The sequence below is a fragment of the Paenibacillus motobuensis genome (genome assembly GCF_039521865.1).
GTDB lineage: Bacteria > Bacillota > Bacilli > Paenibacillales > Paenibacillaceae > Fontibacillus > Fontibacillus motobuensis.
The window spans coordinates 101,005-119,246 of the sequence record NZ_BAAACX010000013.1 but is presented as its reverse complement, the minus strand read 5'-3'; the positions used below and the strand labels follow the sequence as shown (position 1 = coordinate 119,246).

At 47.1% G+C, this 18,242-nt stretch carries 22 protein-coding genes; 20 read left to right on the top strand and 2 right to left on the bottom strand.

Features of this window, described 5'->3' with window-relative positions; all coding sequences use genetic code 11:
- The 16 genes from ABD014_RS15255 (at position 1) to ABD014_RS15180 (ending at position 13,596) form a co-directional block, all read left to right on the top strand.
- The gene (locus ABD014_RS15255; RefSeq protein ID WP_343862585.1) at positions 1-1,302 is read left to right on the top strand and encodes a glycosyltransferase family 2 protein; all 1,302 of its coding nucleotides are present in this window, start codon (positions 1-3) and stop codon (positions 1,300-1,302) included.
- Positions 1,303-1,416: 114 nt separating this feature from the next.
- Positions 1,417-1,704 carry a nucleoside-diphosphate sugar epimerase gene (locus ABD014_RS15250; RefSeq protein ID WP_343862583.1) on the top strand — a complete coding sequence of 96 codons (288 nt, stop codon included), beginning with the start codon at positions 1,417-1,419 and terminating at the stop codon, positions 1,702-1,704.
- A gap of 25 nt (positions 1,705-1,729) precedes the next feature.
- On the top strand, positions 1,730-2,077 hold the full coding sequence (locus tag ABD014_RS15245; protein ID WP_343862581.1) for an alpha-helical endospore appendage domain-containing protein: 348 nt from the start codon (positions 1,730-1,732) through the stop codon (positions 2,075-2,077).
- Positions 2,074-2,385, top strand: a complete 312-nt coding sequence (locus ABD014_RS15240) for a hypothetical protein (protein WP_343862579.1) — start codon at positions 2,074-2,076, stop codon at positions 2,383-2,385. Before ABD014_RS15245 ends, ABD014_RS15240 begins: the two co-directional genes overlap by 4 nt.
- On the top strand, positions 2,379-2,732 hold the full coding sequence (locus ABD014_RS15235; protein WP_343862577.1) for a hypothetical protein: 354 nt from the start codon (positions 2,379-2,381) through the stop codon (positions 2,730-2,732). Before ABD014_RS15240 ends, ABD014_RS15235 begins: the two co-directional genes overlap by 7 nt.
- A 198-nt stretch (positions 2,733-2,930) precedes the next feature.
- On the top strand, positions 2,931-4,019 hold the full coding sequence (locus ABD014_RS15230) for a CgeB family protein (RefSeq protein WP_343862575.1): 1,089 nt from the start codon (positions 2,931-2,933) through the stop codon (positions 4,017-4,019).
- A 28-nt stretch (positions 4,020-4,047) separates the two neighbouring features.
- Positions 4,048-5,184, top strand: a complete 1,137-nt coding sequence (locus tag ABD014_RS15225) for a CgeB family protein (RefSeq protein ID WP_343862573.1) — start codon at positions 4,048-4,050, stop codon at positions 5,182-5,184.
- 88 nt (positions 5,185-5,272) lie between these two features.
- The gene (locus ABD014_RS15220) at positions 5,273-6,730 is read left to right on the top strand and encodes a glycosyltransferase family 4 protein (protein WP_343862571.1); all 1,458 of its coding nucleotides are present in this window, start codon (positions 5,273-5,275) and stop codon (positions 6,728-6,730) included.
- Positions 6,731-6,801: 71 nt separating this feature from the next.
- Positions 6,802-7,893, top strand: a complete 1,092-nt coding sequence (gene wecB, locus ABD014_RS15215; protein ID WP_343862569.1) for a non-hydrolyzing UDP-N-acetylglucosamine 2-epimerase — start codon at positions 6,802-6,804, stop codon at positions 7,891-7,893.
- Positions 7,886-8,872, top strand: coding sequence for a polysaccharide biosynthesis protein (locus tag ABD014_RS15210; RefSeq protein WP_343862567.1), 987 nt, complete (start codon positions 7,886-7,888; stop codon positions 8,870-8,872). Before wecB ends, ABD014_RS15210 begins: the two co-directional genes overlap by 8 nt.
- Complete coding sequence (locus tag ABD014_RS15205; RefSeq protein WP_343862564.1) at positions 8,869-9,711, top strand: SDR family oxidoreductase; 843 nt, start codon at positions 8,869-8,871, stop codon at positions 9,709-9,711. The genes ABD014_RS15210 and ABD014_RS15205 overlap by 4 nt, the downstream gene beginning before the upstream one ends.
- Positions 9,678-10,610: an NAD-dependent epimerase/dehydratase family protein gene (locus tag ABD014_RS15200; protein WP_343862562.1), complete on the top strand. Its 933-nt coding sequence runs from the start codon at positions 9,678-9,680 to the stop codon at positions 10,608-10,610. Before ABD014_RS15205 ends, ABD014_RS15200 begins: the two co-directional genes overlap by 34 nt.
- A complete protein-coding gene (locus ABD014_RS15195; protein ID WP_343862560.1) occupies positions 10,607-11,332 on the top strand; it encodes a glycosyltransferase in 726 nt (241 codons plus the stop codon). The genes ABD014_RS15200 and ABD014_RS15195 overlap by 4 nt, the downstream gene beginning before the upstream one ends.
- A 123-nt stretch (positions 11,333-11,455) precedes the next feature.
- On the top strand, positions 11,456-11,890 hold the full coding sequence (locus tag ABD014_RS15190; protein WP_343862558.1) for a hypothetical protein: 435 nt from the start codon (positions 11,456-11,458) through the stop codon (positions 11,888-11,890).
- A 288-nt stretch (positions 11,891-12,178) separates the two neighbouring features.
- Positions 12,179-13,402, top strand: coding sequence for a glycosyltransferase family 4 protein (locus ABD014_RS15185; protein ID WP_343862556.1), 1,224 nt, complete (start codon positions 12,179-12,181; stop codon positions 13,400-13,402).
- Positions 13,403-13,413: 11 nt separating this feature from the next.
- Positions 13,414-13,596, top strand: a complete 183-nt coding sequence (locus ABD014_RS15180; RefSeq protein ID WP_343862554.1) for a hypothetical protein — start codon at positions 13,414-13,416, stop codon at positions 13,594-13,596.
- A gap of 265 nt (positions 13,597-13,861) precedes the next feature.
- Here the strand turns inward: ABD014_RS15180 and ABD014_RS15175 are convergent, their stop codons facing one another.
- Positions 13,862-14,062, bottom strand: coding sequence for a DUF1796 family putative cysteine peptidase (locus tag ABD014_RS15175; protein ID WP_343862552.1), 201 nt, complete (start codon positions 14,060-14,062; stop codon positions 13,862-13,864).
- Positions 14,063-14,238: 176 nt separating this feature from the next.
- On the opposite strand from ABD014_RS15175, the gene ABD014_RS15170 reads away from it, so the two are divergent.
- From ABD014_RS15170 to ABD014_RS15160, 3 genes are all read left to right on the top strand, one after another.
- The gene (locus tag ABD014_RS15170; protein ID WP_343862550.1) at positions 14,239-14,574 is read left to right on the top strand and encodes a hypothetical protein; all 336 of its coding nucleotides are present in this window, start codon (positions 14,239-14,241) and stop codon (positions 14,572-14,574) included.
- Between the two features lie 120 nt (positions 14,575-14,694).
- On the top strand, positions 14,695-15,654 hold the full coding sequence (locus ABD014_RS15165) for a glycosyltransferase family 4 protein (RefSeq protein WP_343862548.1): 960 nt from the start codon (positions 14,695-14,697) through the stop codon (positions 15,652-15,654).
- Between the two features lie 16 nt (positions 15,655-15,670).
- Positions 15,671-16,033 (top strand): hypothetical protein, encoded by a 363-nt coding sequence (locus tag ABD014_RS15160; RefSeq protein ID WP_343862546.1) that lies wholly within the window; start codon positions 15,671-15,673, stop codon positions 16,031-16,033.
- A gap of 57 nt (positions 16,034-16,090) precedes the next feature.
- Here the strand turns inward: ABD014_RS15160 and ABD014_RS15155 are convergent, their stop codons facing one another.
- Positions 16,091-17,038 (bottom strand): NAD-dependent epimerase/dehydratase family protein, encoded by a 948-nt coding sequence (locus ABD014_RS15155; RefSeq protein WP_343862544.1) that lies wholly within the window; start codon positions 17,036-17,038, stop codon positions 16,091-16,093.
- 163 nt (positions 17,039-17,201) lie between these two features.
- On the opposite strand from ABD014_RS15155, the gene ABD014_RS15150 reads away from it, so the two are divergent.
- Complete coding sequence (locus ABD014_RS15150; protein ID WP_343862542.1) at positions 17,202-18,227, top strand: YhcN/YlaJ family sporulation lipoprotein; 1,026 nt, start codon at positions 17,202-17,204, stop codon at positions 18,225-18,227.
- The last annotated feature ends 15 nt before the right edge of the window (positions 18,228-18,242 follow it).

Genomic DNA, 18,242 nt, shown 5'->3' with positions numbered 1-18,242 from the left:
TTGCGGAATACCAGACATACGGCCCGTAAAGCCGATTTCCGGCGGGGATATCGTACGGGTTACGACAAGGGTTTTAAATCCGGTAAAGAGACATTTGGTACCTGGTTCGAGGGAACTAGCATCATCATTCCGACTTATAATCAGAAGCAATTACTGCTTCAATGTGTGGATTATATAGAAGCCCATACCGTGTCACCCTATGAAATTATTATTGTTGATAATGGATCACAGGATGGAACGGTGGAGGCATTGCGTCGTCGTAGAGGTTCACTTCGTATTGCGGCGCATTCGTCTAATCTAGGCTTCGCACAAGCGATTAATACCGGACTTATGATGGCCAGAGGACAGACGATCGTACTCCTGAACAATGACGTATTTGTTACAGAAGGATGGTTAACCCAGATGCTGGCCTGCCTGTATGAAAGTCCCGATACGGCGGCTGTAGGTCCGGTTACGAATTACATTAGTGGGGAGCAGAAAATAGATGTTCCCTATCATGAAATATCCGAAATGCCTCGATTTGCAGCTGCCTATAATCGCCGTGATCCTGGCAAATGGCGGGATACGAGTCGCCTTGTAGGCTTCTGTATTCTAATGAAGCGCAGCACCTTTGAACAGGTAGGATACCTCGATGAGGGGTATGAAGTCGGGAACTTCGAGGATGATGACTGGAATTTGCGCTTACGCTTGCAAGGCAAAAGGATGCGAATTGCCGGCGATACTTTTGTCCACCATATTGGAAGCGTGACGATGAAGGGGCTTGGCGAGAAGCAATTTTCTGCTGTGAATGACAGGAACGGGCGGTTCTACACACAGAAATGGGGGGATCGCTATGAAAGGGTACGAAGCAGGGTCAAGGAATCGACCGCTGCCCCTTATCAGGCGGCTGATTTCTTTCCAACACATACCTGGATCAGAAGCGCCAGCGGGAAGCTATTCTGGATGCAGCATGGCGTGAAGCATCCTGTATCCACCCGAATAAGGGACGAGGCGATGATCGCATCTGCTGTTCAATTGTCCGTCATTGAATTACTGCAGATTCCAACGGGATCTGAGTATGGAGAAGCAGAGCTGGCAGCGATCAAGGGGGATCTGTTCAAGGATGGGAAAGTTGTAATAGCGGAGGACGGGACGATCTATCAGCTCGATCAGGGGGCAAAGAGAGCATTTGTATCACATTATGCTTGTACTGCTTGGGGATTTATTATTCCTAAGCAGGTGACCTCCCATGAAGTGTGGAACGATTGGGCGGAAGGTCTTCCGATCGCACCTCCCACCCGGTTGAAATCGGTGGTTTTGTAGGTTGTCATACAGGAACGACAGGCTATGGCCGTGCATATGCTGGAACAAAGATGAATGCCGGGCATAGCCTTGTGCCGTCTATTGTAATAATTATAATCATTTGGAGGAATCAGGATGGAGGAGAAGATTACAGAGATCATTGTCCACGTGTCTCATTCACACCAGCAGATGGCGAGAGTGATGGATGCTGAACGGCAGGTTGTTGTTCGTTTGGCCCAAATCGTTCATGCCATTCCTGATACCGAACCTGGATTTGATGGAGTATCTGGTCTGATCGAGAATACGGGCCGGATCAACAAAAGCGTAATTTCTTATTTAAATGCCATTGCTGATCTTCAGGAGGCTATGGCAGAGAATTTGGGCTTCGTCTTAAAAGAGCTAAGAAGCCAGGATGAAGAGTAATAAGCTTGAAAGTGGGGAGGATGCAATGAGTAGAGAGCAGGCTTATTTGCATATTTTAGATGCAGCCTCCAAAGTCCAGTGGAATGTCGCTATGATCCTGGAGGCTAAGGCGCTTGAAGCCGAGAAGGTGCGCAATTGGGTATTGAACCATGTCCAACACACCAGCTTCGAGGAGGATGAGAAGCGGTTGTCCGAGCCGCTCGACATTCATGAACAGATTGTTGAGGTAATGGAGGGGCTTACTAAGCTGCAGAACGGATTATGCAGTAATTTAAAGACAGTACTTGTCCCGGCAGAAGAAGAGGCGGATAAGGAAGGAAGCCTTGACGGATTGTTTGGTGACGGCTTCGATTTGGGGGATACAGACAAATGATGATCGATCTTCATGCTAGAGAGAAGGCCAAAATAAGTGTCATAGAATCCATTGCCAGGAGCCAAATGGCATTGGCGCGCATTCTGGATAGCATGGCAGATGTGACTCATTCCGAAGGAACGGCCCGCCATCTCGCGGAAAATGTCAAGACGCTGGTGGAATATCAGCAGGCGATAGCCCGTACGATATGTGGAGTAACACTGCATCGCGTCTATTACGGAACTCCTTCATCGCCCTGGATTACGGATTCTTGTTATGCAGCAAAGGTTGTCACCCGAGGAGAACAGGAGGAAGATAGAGTATGTTAAGACCGAAGGTTCGCGCCGGCCGCCGACCCAAATCGAGGAGGCTTGGGCGAGGTAATGCCGGTAAACGCAAATTAGCGCTAAAACGCGGACGCAGGCTGCACGGCAGGGGCCTCCGCAAGAGTAGATCAAAACGTAGAGGCAGGTTTCAACGCAGGCGTTATTTGAATCACCGTCGTAAAAGAAATTTGGCATCCGATCCTATAGTCGTTACGGTCCCGGAGGAAGTGGCAAATGATTCAGAAAGTTATCAGAATTCTTATAATGATGCCTACCAGGAGGGCTTCGATTCAGGGTTCTCCCAAGGGTTCGAGGATGGGCATAAAATAGGTTATAAGGAACGGATATAGGACTGATCTATTATCTATAAATTTCATAGAGTGTGCAATCTGAAAGCCCCTATTCGGCCACAAGACCGGGTAGGGGCTTTGATGTCTGCTACATAGAAGGCATTCGCCAATTTATGCGGACGCGGGGTAGTCGTCCATGATGCACGTGTACCCCTAGCATATATTTATACAGACCTAGGAAATCCATTCAAAGATAGGATGAATACCTTGAAGAATGCGAACGAGAGTACCCCCAGCGAGGTTTACCAAGCCGGATACCGAGAGGGATACCGTTATGGTGGGTGCCAGGCAATTCTGGCGAGAATTCCACCGCAAATATCTGGCAAAACAAACATCAGGGTTCTGTACATCCCTCAAGGATTCGAGGCTATTGATCAAGGGATGAGTGATGCGCTCCAGCAGCTGGCAGCAGAGTGCATTATCGCCACTCCAGATAAGATGCTTGAAGCAGCGAGAAACTGCCGACCGGATCTGGTGATTGTAATGAATGGGCTGCATGTATTTCCTGCCGATCATGTGGCTCATATCAGAATGATTCGTCAGATGGGAATCAAGACTGCGGTTTGGTTCGTGGATGATCCCTACTTTACAGATGAAACGGTTGAGTTGTCGGTGTCTTATGATGTTGTGTTCACTCATGAGCAGGACTGCGTTTCTTTCTATAAGGAAGCAGGCTGCTCACAGGTTTATTATTTACCTCTAGCAGTATCTCCGAATACATTCGCACCGGTTAGGACGACGATAGAGCAGCAATTCGATATTTGCTTTATAGGCAACGCCTTCTGGAACAGAGTCGAACTGTTCGATCAGCTGGAACCTTTTCTGCAGGATAAGAAAGTGATCATCGCGGGGGGACATTGGGACCGGCTCAAGCGCTACGATCAAATGTCCCGCTTTATCCGCATTGGATGGGTTCCTGTTCCGGAGACGGTCGCTTATTACAATGGTTCCAGAATAGTGATTAATCTTCATCGTCCGACGTCGGCCGGTTCGGATAACCACAATGGTAGAGGGTTATCTGGAAGCTCAATCAATCCGCGAACCTATGAGATTTCAGCCTGTGGAACATTGCAAATCACCGATATCCGTAGCGATCTGCTTCGGTATTACCGTCCGGGGTATGATATTGAAACATTCCAAGATGTCGGCGACTTGCAATCCAAAATTGACTATTATCTTCAGCATGAACAAGAACGTCTAGCTATTGCCTGGCGCTCTCTATGGACGACACGGCAATACCATACGTTTGTCCATCGGGTCCGTCAATTGTTTGAGTTCGTACTCTAAATTTCCATTGAAGAAGGAGTGACAGTTCGTGTTACAACAAGGGAAGCATTCCGCTCGGCCATTTCCAAGGGATCCTTCAGACGACTCCGGGCGCAAAGGATGGGAAGACGGGCTCAGAGACGGATATGCTGAAGGATACATGCGGGGGCACGCGAAGGTCATTGTAGAGAGAACCAGGCCATTCTTTCCGGTCCGAAAGATTAAAGTTCTCTATGTAAGCTCTGGTAAAGGGTTCCCGTATATGCCGATAGATGAAGCGGTTGTTGAGACCTTGAAGACTTTAACCGCAGATGTAATTACAACTGAAAGTAGACAGCCAGAGATCCGGGAACTAGCGGTAAAACATCGGCCCGATCTAGTACTAGCGCTTGACGGAATGGACCTGCCGGTTGAACAGATCGACGCGGTCCGGGCGTTAGGGATTAGAACAGCAATCTGGTTGACGGATGATCCTTATTATAGCGACATGACGTTGAAGATCGCTCCCCATTATGATTATGTCTTTACATTGGAGCGGAACTGCATTGATGTCTACCGCGGTCTGGGATGCCGCAATGTCTACTATTTACCGTTTGCCGCATATGTAAGTCATTATCGTCCGACATTAACCCTCTCTGCGATTCGCCGACAGATCAGCTTCATTGGTTCGGCCTACTGGAATCGCGTAGAGTTTCTGCGTCCGGTCATTGGTGGGCTGATGGAGAAGGGATTAAGGATTAACGGAATATGGTGGGACCGACTGCCGGAATATGAGCAATATCCTGATCGGATTGAGATTGGTAAATGGATGGGGCCGATGGAGACAGCGGAAGTCTACAGCGGGACTAAAATTGTGATTAATCTGCATCGTTCACCGTTTGATGAGACAGTGAACAACAATTCGGCCAAGATCGCAGCGCACTCACCCAACCCGCGTACCTTTGAGATTTCAGCATGTGGAACGCTGCAGCTTGTAGACAGTCGTGAGGATCTATCGTCCTTCTACAAGCCAGGCGTAGAAATTGAGACATTCTCAAATTCCGCTGAGCTAATGGATAAAGTGAATTATTACTTGTCCCATGAGAAGGAGCGGCAGCAGATTGCATTGCGGGCTCTCGAAAGAACTTTCCGTGATCATACGTACAGCCACCGGCTGAATGAACTGCTCGGCTATATTTTCGAATAGAGATATTCAACGTTTCATCAAATGGCAATGCATGCCGGCTATCACCTTCCGGAGAAGGAAGGATAGAGGGATACGGGGGAAGTTGATAATGTCAGATAAAAAAAAGCTGATGCTCTTCTCGCATGTGTGTAACTCTCGGAACATTACAGGGGCAGAAAAGCTGCTGCTCTTTCTGGCACGAACTTTCTCTTCTTATTTCGACTGTACGATCGTTATGCCAGGGGAAGGGAGACTGACCCAGTTGGCTAATGAAGCGGGGATTCGCACTATAATCCATGAATTTCCGCTGATGTATGGAATATTTACTCCCTATGAGGGATTGATCCAGGATATTCAGGCATATATCCAGTCTCCTGGCTGCAGGGTGGCGATTACCCTTCTACAAGATGAGCGACCAGATTATGTCTTTGTGAATACATGCGTAAATGCAATGCCGGCAATTGCAGCTAAGTCGTTAGCCATTCCTGTGATCTGGCATATTACTGAGGTCATCATAGATACCGCTTATATCCAGCATGCCATCAATACGATTGATCAGTACAGCGATTTGATTATCTGTATCTCCAATTCGGCCATGACTCCATTTCTTCCTTATCGGATTGAGGATAAGCTGGCGCTGCTCTACCCCTCGTGGAATCAAGATGATCTCAACTCGTCCGAATGGCAGAGCTGGAGATGGCAAAAGCGCATGAAGTGGGGAATATCAGCGAATGAGAAACTGATTGGTTATATCTCTTCATTCTTGACGCCAGAGAAGGGGGCTGATCATTTCATCAGGGCGGCAACCTTGATAGGAGCAGCGCATCCTGAGACGAGATTTGTCATTATCGGCGGAGAGCTCGACAAGGAGTTCTTCCGTAAGCTCAGACATCTTGTTACTTACTCTGGAATAAAGAACAGATTTCTCTTTGTAGATCATGAGCAGAACATTGAGGCAGCATACTGCGCTATGGATATCGTCATTATTCCTGGGTTAATAAGAGAGGGCTTCGGACTGACAGCGATGGAGGCGATGATCTTCGGCAAGCCGGTTGTGGCATATGCCTCGGGCGGGCTGGAAGAGATTCTAACCTCTGTCGGAAGTGGTTGCTTTCTGGCGCCTCCTGGGAATGAGGCCGAGTTAGTTCACAAGGCAAGGCAACTGCTTGAGACACCGGATCTGGCGGAGCAAGTCGGAAGGAATAATCAGTATGGGGCTGTAGCCGTCTTCGGAAGGGGAGCACACGACGAACGAGTGCAGGAAATAATCGGCCGGATACAGGGGTTGAGCAGAAATCCAATTCCTCTACCTTTCTCTTCCGTTCCTACCTCGACAGTACCTCAGAGTGCCGTTGCCCCAGTGGAATCAGCAGTTAGCCCTTCGGTGGGTCGGACACAGGGCAAGGTAGGATATAAGCACCGTTCAGTCTCCGGTAGAAGAAGAAAGAGGAAAGCCGGGGCGAAATCACGATCTAGACGTAAAACAGCAAAGAGATCATCACAGCGGTCAACTCGGCGAAAGTCTTCCCGTCGGCGCAGGGGCATTAGAAAATCCGGTCAAAATTAGGTGCATCATCGATCGTTCCCATACCCCTATATACAAGTTGTCCCTTAGCTATATACGAAGGAGTTGAGAATGTGAGAATCATGACGATTTTAGGTACGCGTCCGGAAATTATCAGATTAAGCCTAGTTATTCCGTTATTGGATCGGTATGCAGATAAGCACATTCTAGTGCATACGGGACAGAACTTTACCAAGAGCCTGAGCGGAATCTTCTTCCAGGAACTGCGGTTAAGACAACCGGATTATGTCCTTCAGGATCGGCAAGCGACACTCGGTGAGCAATTGGCCGCTATGTTCTCACAAATGGAAGAAATTCTGGACACGGAGAAGCCGGACCGGGTGCTGCTGCTAGGAGATACGAATAGTGCTCTGTGCGCTATTCTGGCCGAACGAATGGGTTACCCGGTCATCCATATGGAGGCGGGGAACAGATGCTTCGATCTGGAGGTACCAGAAGAGAAGAACCGGAAAGTGATTGATGCTATTTCCTCTATTAATATGCCTTATACAGAACAGAGCAAGCAGCACTTGATTGCCGAAGGAATTCCCGGATATCGGATTGTCACGACCGGAAATCCGATTTTTGAGGTTATTGAGCATTACAAAGAGGACATTTCCGCGAGCAATATTCTGGAGCGCTTGTCGCTGAAGTCACGTGAATATTTCCTAGTTACGACCCACCGTGCCGAGAATGTAGATCATCCTAAACATCTGCTGGAAATTATGAATGGACTCAATATGGTAGCTGAAAAATTCGGCCATCGATTGATTTGCAGTCTTCATCCGAGGACTAGGTCGCGTATGACGAGCGATCTCAAGCTCAAGCTGAACCCGTTAATTGAGTTCCATGAGCCTTTCGGCTTCTTCGACTTCGTCATGCTGGAACGTCATGCGTTGTGTGCCCTCACTGACAGCGGTACAGTACAGGAGGAATGCTGCATCATGCATGTACCGACGGTGACATTGCGAAGATCTACAGAGCGCCCGGAGACCGTGGATTGCGGCAGCAACATCGTATCGGGTCTCCATGCCGAGAGAATATCTGCAGCAGTACAGTTGATGACTGAGATGGATCGGGATTGGGAGTGTCCCAAGGAATATATGGCGGACCAGGTTGCAGAGAGAGTAGTCAAATTTATGTTTGGAGGGAAATGGCATGTTTGAGAATAAGCGTATATTGGTGACTGGGGGCACCGGTTCATGGGGATATGAATTGATCACCCAATTGCTGCCTCAGCAGCCCAAAGAGGTCATTATATATTCGCGGAACGAATCATCTCAGGTGGCGATGAACCGTAAATTTGAGGATCCGAGGCTAAGCTTCTGCATCGGAGATGTCCGCGATAAAGAGGCGCTCAAGGCAGCGTGCCAAGGAGTGGACTATGTGTTCCATCTAGCCGCACTCAAGCATGTTCCGGTATGTGAAGACCAGCCATATGAAGCGCTCAAGACGAATGTCATCGGTACGCAAAATGTGATCGAAGCGGCAATAGATAACGGTGTCAGCAAAGTCATCAATATATCCACGGATAAAGCGGCGAACCCATCCAATTTCTATGGAATGACCAAGGCGATCGGAGAAAAGCTGATCGTTTACGCAAATTTGCTGCATAGCAAGACCCGATTTGTTACTGTTCGGGGTGGCAATGTACTGGGAACGAACGGAAGTGTAGTCCATCTGTTCAAAGATCAGATCGAAAAGAAGAAGAAGGTCTTTATTACGGATTTTAACATGACACGCTTCTTCCTGACGCTGCGCGATGCGATAAGCCTCTTGTTCAAGGCTTCTGTGGAAAGCATAGGCGGAGAGATCTTTGTAATGACGATGCCGACCTGCCGAATCGTAGATCTGGCCGAGGTGCTCATTGAAGATTCGGGAGTCCCAGGGGTAGGAATGGTGGAGAGCGGAATACGTCCTGGTGAGAAAATCCATGAGATATTGATGAGCGACTTCGAAAGTATAAATACCATCGTGTATGATGACCAATACCTGGTCATCCTGCCGACGATTAATATGCCTGAATTGAAGGAGCGCTATAAGGACTGCAAGCCAGTAACCTTCAGCAGCTTCAGTTCAGATCAGCATTTGATGAATAAGGATGAGATCAAAGATATATTGAAGCGTGGAGGTTTTCTCTCATGAAGCTGCTCGTTCTGGGCGGCCAGGGTATGGCCGGACATCTTATTATAGAATATTTCCGGCGACAAGGGAGACATACCGTATTCTATACGACACGGGATAAATCGGATGAAGGCGGTCTGCTACTCGATGTAACAGACTGCCTTAAGACAGAGAATGTACTTGAAGCAGTTCGTCCCCAGGTTATTATTAACGCCGTAGGGGTCCTGAATCAGTTCGCAGAGAATGACAAAATAAATGCTTATCACATCAACGGTTTTCTCCCGCATCGCCTGCAGCGGATGGCTGACAGACTAGACGCAAGATTAATTCATATTAGTTCGGACTGTGTATTCTTGGGTTCACGAGGAGGTTACCGGGAAGATGATGAGCCGGATGGAGTCAGTGTCTATGCCTTAACAAAGGCTCTAGGGGAAGTGCGGGCTCCAGGTCATATTACCATCCGCACTTCTATTATAGGTCCTGAAATTCGAGATTCTGGAATTGGCTTGATGCATTGGTTCATGCAGAAGAGGGGAACCGTTCAGGGATATGTCAATGTGCTATGGAATGGCGTAACCACTCTGGAATTGGCCAAAGCGATCGATTCTTTGTTGGACTCTCCTGTATCCGGCCTGGTGCATCTGGCTTATCCGGAGAAGATCAGTAAATACGAGCTGCTTCTCCTCATGCAGGAAATCTGGAATGTAACCGGAGTAAAGATTGTACCCAGCGATACTCCAGTATTGGATCGGAGCATCGTATCTACCCGAACGGATTGGAAATATGAGGTTCCTCATTATCGCGATATGCTGAAGGAGATGGAGATATGGATGAGACAGAAGTTCTCCGAGGCCAAGTAATCCTCATTACCGGTGCTTCTGGCTTTACAGGCAGACATGCCTGCGAATATTTCTCTACGCTTGGGATGCAAGTTACAGCCCTTGTACGCGATATGAATCGAGTGATCAAGATGGATGGTATCCAGTATTATTCTTGCGATCTATTGGATCATTCCCGTGTATGTGACCTTGTAAAGAGAATCGCTCCCGATTATATTCTCCATCTTGGTGGGATGAATTCGGTCTCCGAGTCATGGGATAAGCCGATGGTCTATATGCAATCCAATTTAATGCCTACGCTGTACCTGCTGGATGCGATGCGTGCTAAACCGGAATGCATCATCCTGGTCGTTGGCTCAAGAACCTCGGCAGATCTGACGGTTCTTGACAAAGTGAACCATCCTTATGGTCTAAGCAAGAGTCTGCAGAAAGCGGTGGCCCTGTCTTGGAGAAAATTGTTCGATCAGAAAGTGATTCTGGCAGAGCCGTCGAATTTAATCGGTCCCGGTGCGTCCACAGGCTTCTGCACATTTTTAGGCAGATATATTGTACAGTGCGAATTGGGCAGACAGCCCGGCCCTTTTCGCATCTCTTCCCGGGCTGACCGCCGCGATTTCCTGGATGTACGGGATGCCGTTCGTGCTTACGGGTACTTAATGATGTTCGGCTCATTTGGAGAAGTCTATCAGGTATGTTCAGGAATTGAACGGAGCTTGGAAGAGATTACAGATAAAATGCTGGATGTTGCAGATCAGAATGTCCCGCTGATATGGGGAGATGATCGGTCCTCGGAGGGGTTCAGCTTCTCAGAGCGAGCAGCGGAGGTAGAAAGTCTCGGCTGGTATCCACGGATCCCGCTTTCAAAATCGCTTAGAGATATTATTGAATATTTGCGCATTACGGAAGGGGAGATTCGATGAACCCTCTGGTTACAATTGTAATACCTTTCTATAACTGTTCTTATGTTAATCAAGCGATTGAGAGTGCCTTGAACCAAACGTATTCCAATATTGAAGTTATCGTTGTAGACGACGGGTCAACCAGGCATCAGGAACGGGTGGCCCCTTATTTGAATCGAGTGCATTATTTGGGCAAAGCAAATGGGGGGACGGCTACAGCACTTAACCATGGAATTCGGCATGCTTCAGGTGACTACATTGCCTGGCTTAGCTCTGATGATCTATTCACCCCTGATAAGATCAAAAACCAGGTTCAGTTCATGATCCAGCATAAAGCCCTTATCTCACACACGAATTTTCATTATATCGACGATCTGGGGAGAATTACGCATGCTCATGTTGTTCCCAATAATACGTACAGCGATTTGAAGGTATTCTATCGTACCTTCCTGAATGCTAATCCAGTGAACGGTTGTACCGTCATGATGCGTAGGGGATTATTTCAACAGATTGGACTGTTTGATGAGTCTCTTCGCTATACGCATGATATAGAGTTCTGGCTACGCGCTATTCAAGCAGGAATTTACTTCCCGTTCTTGAATCAGTCGTTGACAATGTACCGCTGGCATGATGAAATGGGGACTCGCCGCCATATAGAAGCTGTGTCGAAGGAATATAACCAGATTCAAGAACGAACGAAAGCGGCCTTGCTGAAGCTGATTCATAGAAATGAGGGGCGTTAGATAGAGTTATTTCATAGTTGAGTTTTCCCTCCTAGCAAATGCCTTTTTATTGCATATGGAAAGTGTGTCCATACCAAAAAGTTCTCTCGGCATAGAATAGTATCAGAAAGGAGGGAAATCCCAATGCCAAACAGATTACTAGATAGTCAGGTTTCTGTGAACTCTTCAGCGACAGGCTCCATTTCGGTACCTGTGACAAGCACACCAACTGTCTTCGCTACGTTAGGACTTAATGCAACAACTGCGGGACCAAACTTGGAGGTGCAGTTCACGGTTACTGCTACTGTCTCTGTAGCCGTAGCAGCTGTTATTACCCCGGTTACTATATCAGTACAGCGTGTTGTTGCTGGTGTTCCTACAACAATCTACAGTGTAACTACAGATTTGCCAATCGTAACTGCTCTTTCCAACACGGTAATTACATTTGATGGAGCAGACTTCCATCCTCCGGCTGGTTTCCTTGTATATCAAGCATTAATCAGTTCCCCGGCTGGATTATTAGTATTCCCGACCCGGGTCGGCCCGGAAAGCATGATTGCCGCAGCCTATTCCGATTAAGAAACTATAGGCGTCGAGTGATGTAATAATCAGTACACTAAGAGCAAGCAGACAGACGGCCCGCATTCATAGATGGAATGCGGGGCCGTCTTTTTATATTTACATATGATCACAGCTGGCCTAATGGTTGACTGTTTTTTTGGGCAGGGGTTCAAATGTCGTGTCTTGCTGTCCAGCTTTTCAATATATTGTATTATCAAGTTTTTTCGAAACACTCTTGCTTAGAACATAATGAGCTACAGGAGAGGTCCGGCAAGGAACGGATTTCTCATCTGGGAAGGAGAGAATATGAAGATATTGTTGGCCACATACTGGCTGATTCCTCATGTTGGCGGAGTATGGAAATATATGACCCAGCTTAAGGAGTGGCTTGAAGCCAGAGGGCACGAAGTAGACCTCCTGGGGAATAGTCCGGATTATTCTATGTTCTACATGCCGAATCGCGGTTGGGGACTGTCGAAAGACCTGCTCCGCCCGCTGCTGAGTTCTAAGCTGAATCCAGACAGCGCACCGGCATTATTCGCAGACCCTTTAATCACCTTTTATGAGATGGATCGTTACTATTTAGAGTTGGCAGCTGCTTTTATAGATCTCAATCAATATGACATTATCGATACGCAGGATATATTCGCAGCACGGGCGCTTAGCCGGGTAAAACCACGCCATAAGCCGCTTGTCGCACATCTTCATGGGTCGGTATCGGCCGAACTGAAGCGTCACTTTCAGATGAATCCCCAAGTCGGCGTTACAGAGAAAGACCCGGCATGGAGATATTTCGAATCAATTGAACATTATGGCGCTCTGTCGGGAACGCCTACAATCACGGCGAATCATTGGATGAAGAACTTGCTGGTGTATGAGCTAGGTGTATCCAATCCGAATATTGAGGTGATTCAATATGGAATTGATGCCGGGGCCTTCTGGAATAAGGCGAGCCAGGGTACAACCATCACGAAGCCAGCGGGGAAGAAGGTGATTATCTGCCCGGCACGGTTATCCTTCGTCAAAGGAATTGATATTCTAATATCTGCACTTGGCATATTAAGAAGCATCCGCGATGATTGGGTATGCTGGATTGTCGGAGGGGGTGAAAAAAGGGAGGAACTTGAGCACCAGGTGCGAGGTTTATCGCTTCAGAATGATTGCTTATTCCTCGGAGAGCGGGACGATGTACCAGGGCTATTGGCTCTTTCGGACATTTTCGTCCATTCCTGTATTCAGGACAATCAGCCTTTCTCTGTTATGGAGGCTCAACTGTCAGGGGTTCCGGTATGTCTTTCTAACGCCTGTGGACTGCCTGAGATGGCTGAGCATGGCAGGACAGGGCTGATTCATCCCGTTAAGGATCCGGTGGTCTTGTCACAGCATATACAATTGTTGTTGGACAATGAACCACTCCGGTTGAATATAGCAAGTGAAGCGAGGAATTGGGCGAATTCACACTGGTCCATGGATGTCATGATGAACCGTGTGCTCGGGGTTTATCATATGGCTTTGAATTCACATCACTAAGGAGGAGATTCATGATGAGCGATCGCTTTATGGTCATCTCGGATCTATACAATCGAATCTTTACCGTCGAGACTTCTCATCCGGAAGTAGAGGTAGACTATGTAATCTGGAACAGAGTATTTGCTCTGCTTCCGCGTGAATATAAGCTGCCGGACCATGCGGTTCTATCTCTTCGCTTCGAAGGACTCCAGTAAAAATATAGAAAAGGCCGATGGGTTGATTGCTTGCAGGTGCACCCATTGGCTTTATTTCGCTGTATTAACGACTCTATGAAAATTCCGCTTAAAATTTTCGTGCATAGCGAATTGTTGCCTTTCCAGATTTCCCGACCTGGTAGAACCAGAGAGCATACATTGCTCAGAGGGCAATAATTATCAATGATCCCCGGAACAGGCGCGTGGATGACATGAAGCAATCGGTTATCATTTACAACGTCTTGGGAGAGTACGGTATCCAAGGTTAGAATTTCATCAAATGTACTTCCGGTATGAATGAACAATATGCGCTGGCTAGCCGCTCAGATATTTGCGAAATGGCCAGCCAATCCAGAGGGCCTGAATAAAGACGAAGTCCATTTCTTTCTAATTGAATCGCGGGAAGGCAGTTCTCGCCTAGGCTGAAAACAGCCTGGTATCGTCCTTTCATATCATGCAGCAGCATGTGAATGCCTCCTAGTATTTTTTCTTTATTCTTTTAAATGCTACGTATACCTCATTGCTTGGACCAATGTATAAAGGCTGGAGAAATAGGTAGAGCAACATAGATGGATGACCTGTGCATTTTGAGTTAGGAAGCATAGGATGATAGAAATCATTAAGATTGCTGGAGGGCACGATATGTCCATTTTACGATTGAATTCGGTTGAACATGGCGCTATAGATTCTCGATTCATTCAAGCCTTTGATTTGGAGCTATGCAATCTGGGCAGCGAAGGATTCGAAATGCTAATTACGGTGTATACGCCCCAAGGCTTATTGTATCGCGGGTTATATCACTTAGCTCAAGGGGTTAATGTGATTATTCCGCGAATTACGACCCAATTCTCACCGTTTCAGTTGATCATGGTAACGAACATCAATAAATATGACACAACGGCAATGACTGTAAGAGCCTGGAATGGCGTGCAGCCCGTAGCTATCTTTACTCAAGAGCAAGCGGTCAGAATTAATTAAGGCTTGGAGGTGGGTACACTGAATGTCTTGTTTGTATTTTACGTTCCGAGCGGGGGTGTGCATTCGGTTAATCGGCAGCGTTGTCAGGCATTGAGGCGATATGGAGTTCAAGCGGATTGCTTGTATTACAGTTGGGGGGCAGGGCTGCAGAATCCTTCTGATTTTCCTATCTATATTACAAGCGATGATTATGAGACGAAGCAAATATTAGACCGAGGAAACTATCAGACGATTATTGTAACCACAGATCATACATCCTTTGAGCGATTTCGTTGGTTGGGCTATAACGGGAAATTCATTCTAGAAATTCAAGGCTACGGATCACAAGAGACGGCGAGACAGAAATTGACCGAAGCTGTTCCCATCATCAATGCTCATGCCTCTGCACTGTTGAATCCGAGAACGCCGCATATAACCGCTTTATTTAAGGAATTGTTTCCTTCTATTCCCCATTTTAATTTCAACAATTGCTTTGATTCCGACTATTTTACCTATCAGCCGGTGTATAGCCCGCTTCATCCGATTATTGCCTGGGTCGGCAGGATGGAGGACAATAAAAATTGGCGGGAATTTCTCGTGATTGGTCATCAGTTATCTTATTATTATCCGGATTTAGAGATGCTGATGTTCGAGGATATGAACCTATCGATTCCATCAGAACGCGAGCAATTTTTCCAAGTAATAGATCAACTGAACTTGCATGGCAGAGTTCGGCTACTCTCGAATGTGCCGAATTCCGAGATGAGGTATTATTTCTCCACAATCGGAGAGTCCGGCGGTTTCTTGATCTCGACCTCTAAGGTGGAGGGGGCACCACAATCCGTCTTGGAAGCGATGAGCTGCAGATGCCCTGTTCTGGCTACGAACTCGGATGGCGTCGCCACATCCATTATTCATGATGTGACCGGAAAGAGCTATTCTCAAGGCGATATTAGCCAGGCTGTTAGAGAAGCTAGAGATTTGATACACAATCATGCCAGAAGAGACTATATTCGGGAAGCTGCATATTACCATATTTATAGAGAATTTGGAATTAATAAATACTGCAAAAATTTTATCGATATGCTGTACAGCATTTAAATGGGGAGGGAGCTTGATGAAGAGAGGAGCCGCGAGGGGGGAGTTCCAACCTTTCATTATTGGACCCCAGGAGGTTGCATTGACGTCGATAGATGTGAGGGGAATCGTTACAGGTCAATGGATACAGATCAAAATCGAAGTAGGTTGGGAAAAGCCGATTTATTGGGACACCGGAGAGATGGAGATTATCGTTCACAGAGATGCTCCGGATGGACCTGTGGTGTATTGGTCGCAAGAGGCTTGCTTTGAGAAATGCCTGATGATCGAGACCTATTCCGAAGCAGCCACGCAAGCAAATCATATCTACTATTTAAGTGTACGGTCTGAGGAATCCCGGGCGATTATGACGGGACCGTATTATCTGTCAACTCCAATATAGAATCGGAAAGCCGACCCCTGAATGAATGGTATCAGGGATCGGCTTATTTTATTGGATTTAGAGGGCTCCAGTTTCCGGATGGTTGGGATGAGTCATCATAGCGCTGAGGTAAGTTTTCTCCAGTCCTTGCCGTAAGCTATGAGATGGCTGCCATTGCAGAAGCTGGGCAGACTTGGTATTGGATAAGCAGCTATGCTTGATGTCTCCAGGTTTATCGGGGCGATGGGTCACTTGTATAGGCCGAGGATGAAGTGTGCCAAGAAGGTCGATCATTTCATTAAGAGAGGTACGCCTCGCTGTACTGGCATGTATAATACCACGATATTCACATTCAGCCGCTGCAATAATCGCACTTACGATGTCCTCAACGTAGATGAAATCACGTGTCTGCTCTCCATCTCCATTTACAGTGAGTGGAAGCCCTTGTTTTAATTTATCGATGAAGATAGCGATAACTCCGCCTTCTCCCTTGGGAGTCTGGCCGGGTCCGTAGACATTAGCAAGCCGAAGTATTGTATACGGAAGATCGAATAAGCGATCGAATAGGGCGATATATTGCTCTGCAGCTAATTTAGATAATCCATAGAAAGAAATCGGCTTAACTGGATCAGATTCAACAAGAAGCTCCCGACTGTTCTCGCCGTAAACCCCTGACGTCGATGTAAATATAAGTTTGCCAACCTTGACTTCCCGGCAAGCATTCAAGATGTTCAAGGTTCCATTAACATTGATATCAAGATCTGCTGCTGGGTCAAGAACCGAGCGTTGAACATCGGCCTGAGCTGCCAAATGCACCACGTGCGAGGGCCGTATTGTCGCGATCATATCTGCAGCATCCAAAGAACGTATATCCAGAACATGCAGCTTCGCTTCTGGATGAACATGCTCTAAATGACCTGTACTAAGATCATCGATTACATGCACCTCGTCCCCTAAGTTAATCAAGCGTTGTACCAGATGGGAGCCAATGAAGCCAGCTCCGCCTGTCACTACTACTTTCTTCAAGTTATAATCCTCCCTTAAAACCAGCATAATATGTATCGTATGTGGGGGAGGAATTATTGGCGCTAGGCAAGGCAGTCGGTTAAGTTTACCTGAATTTCGTACTCGCGATGAGAGCATCCTAAGTTCTGTTCATCATAAAATTATATTGCTGGAGGATGACTACATGCGCAAAATCGTTAGCTTATCGCTCTCCGCTGCTCTAATCGCTGGGATGGTCAGTATTACTGGTTGCGGTACAACGACGAAAAATAACAATGTCCGCACGCAGGGCTTACGCCAGACCGAGCACCGTTATGACGTGAATTCCATTAAGCCGGGAAATCGGATGTTCACACGCAGTGCTGGACACGGAACGACACACCGCGTTCATTCTCTAAAATCCAGCCCAATATTAAGCAACAAAATATCCGGACTATCCGATGTTCAGACCGCACATGTATTAGTGTCGGATCGTGATGCCTATGTCGCGGTAACTCTGCACAATCGTCATGGGGTCAACCGTAGCTCTGGAATCTCCGCCAAAGGATTAGGTGCTCCATTAAGTCCTTCAGGAGTTACAAGGGGAACAGGTCTGACTGGAACAACGGGTACAGGGTTAAATGGTACAAGAGGAACAGGTCTGACTGGTACAACGGGTACAGGTCTAAATGGTACAAGAGGAACCGGGGCCTACGGGATGAATGGCATTTATGGAACGAATGGATTGCATGGGGTTAATACAGACGGGCTCAATGGAACCTTTAGAAATGGAACAGATGGATGGGATGGAACCTATGGTATCCGTGGAAACACCGGTATGGCTGGTACTTATGGAACTTATAATTTCATGTCCAGCGGTACCCATAATGGTATAAGGAACAACTCATTAAGTCCGTTCAGCACAAATGGGACGGGAACTGTAAGGGATCATGTTCCGCAGCATGTTAAGAATGAAATTACGAACAAAATTAAGAAAACAGCGCCTCATATTAAGAATGTCTATATCTCTTCGGACCCTGATTTTGTAACCGGTGTGGGGGGATATACAACCAAATCGCGTGACGGAGCAACCCTGAATGGTTATGTACGTGATTTTGAACGGATGGTGGAGCGGGTCTTTCCGGGACGTGCAGGAACCATGACGGGTCCTAGCGGGTATACGCCAAGCGGGGTATCCACCGACGGCTACCGCACTCATATGCATCGCTAAATTTCATGTGATCAA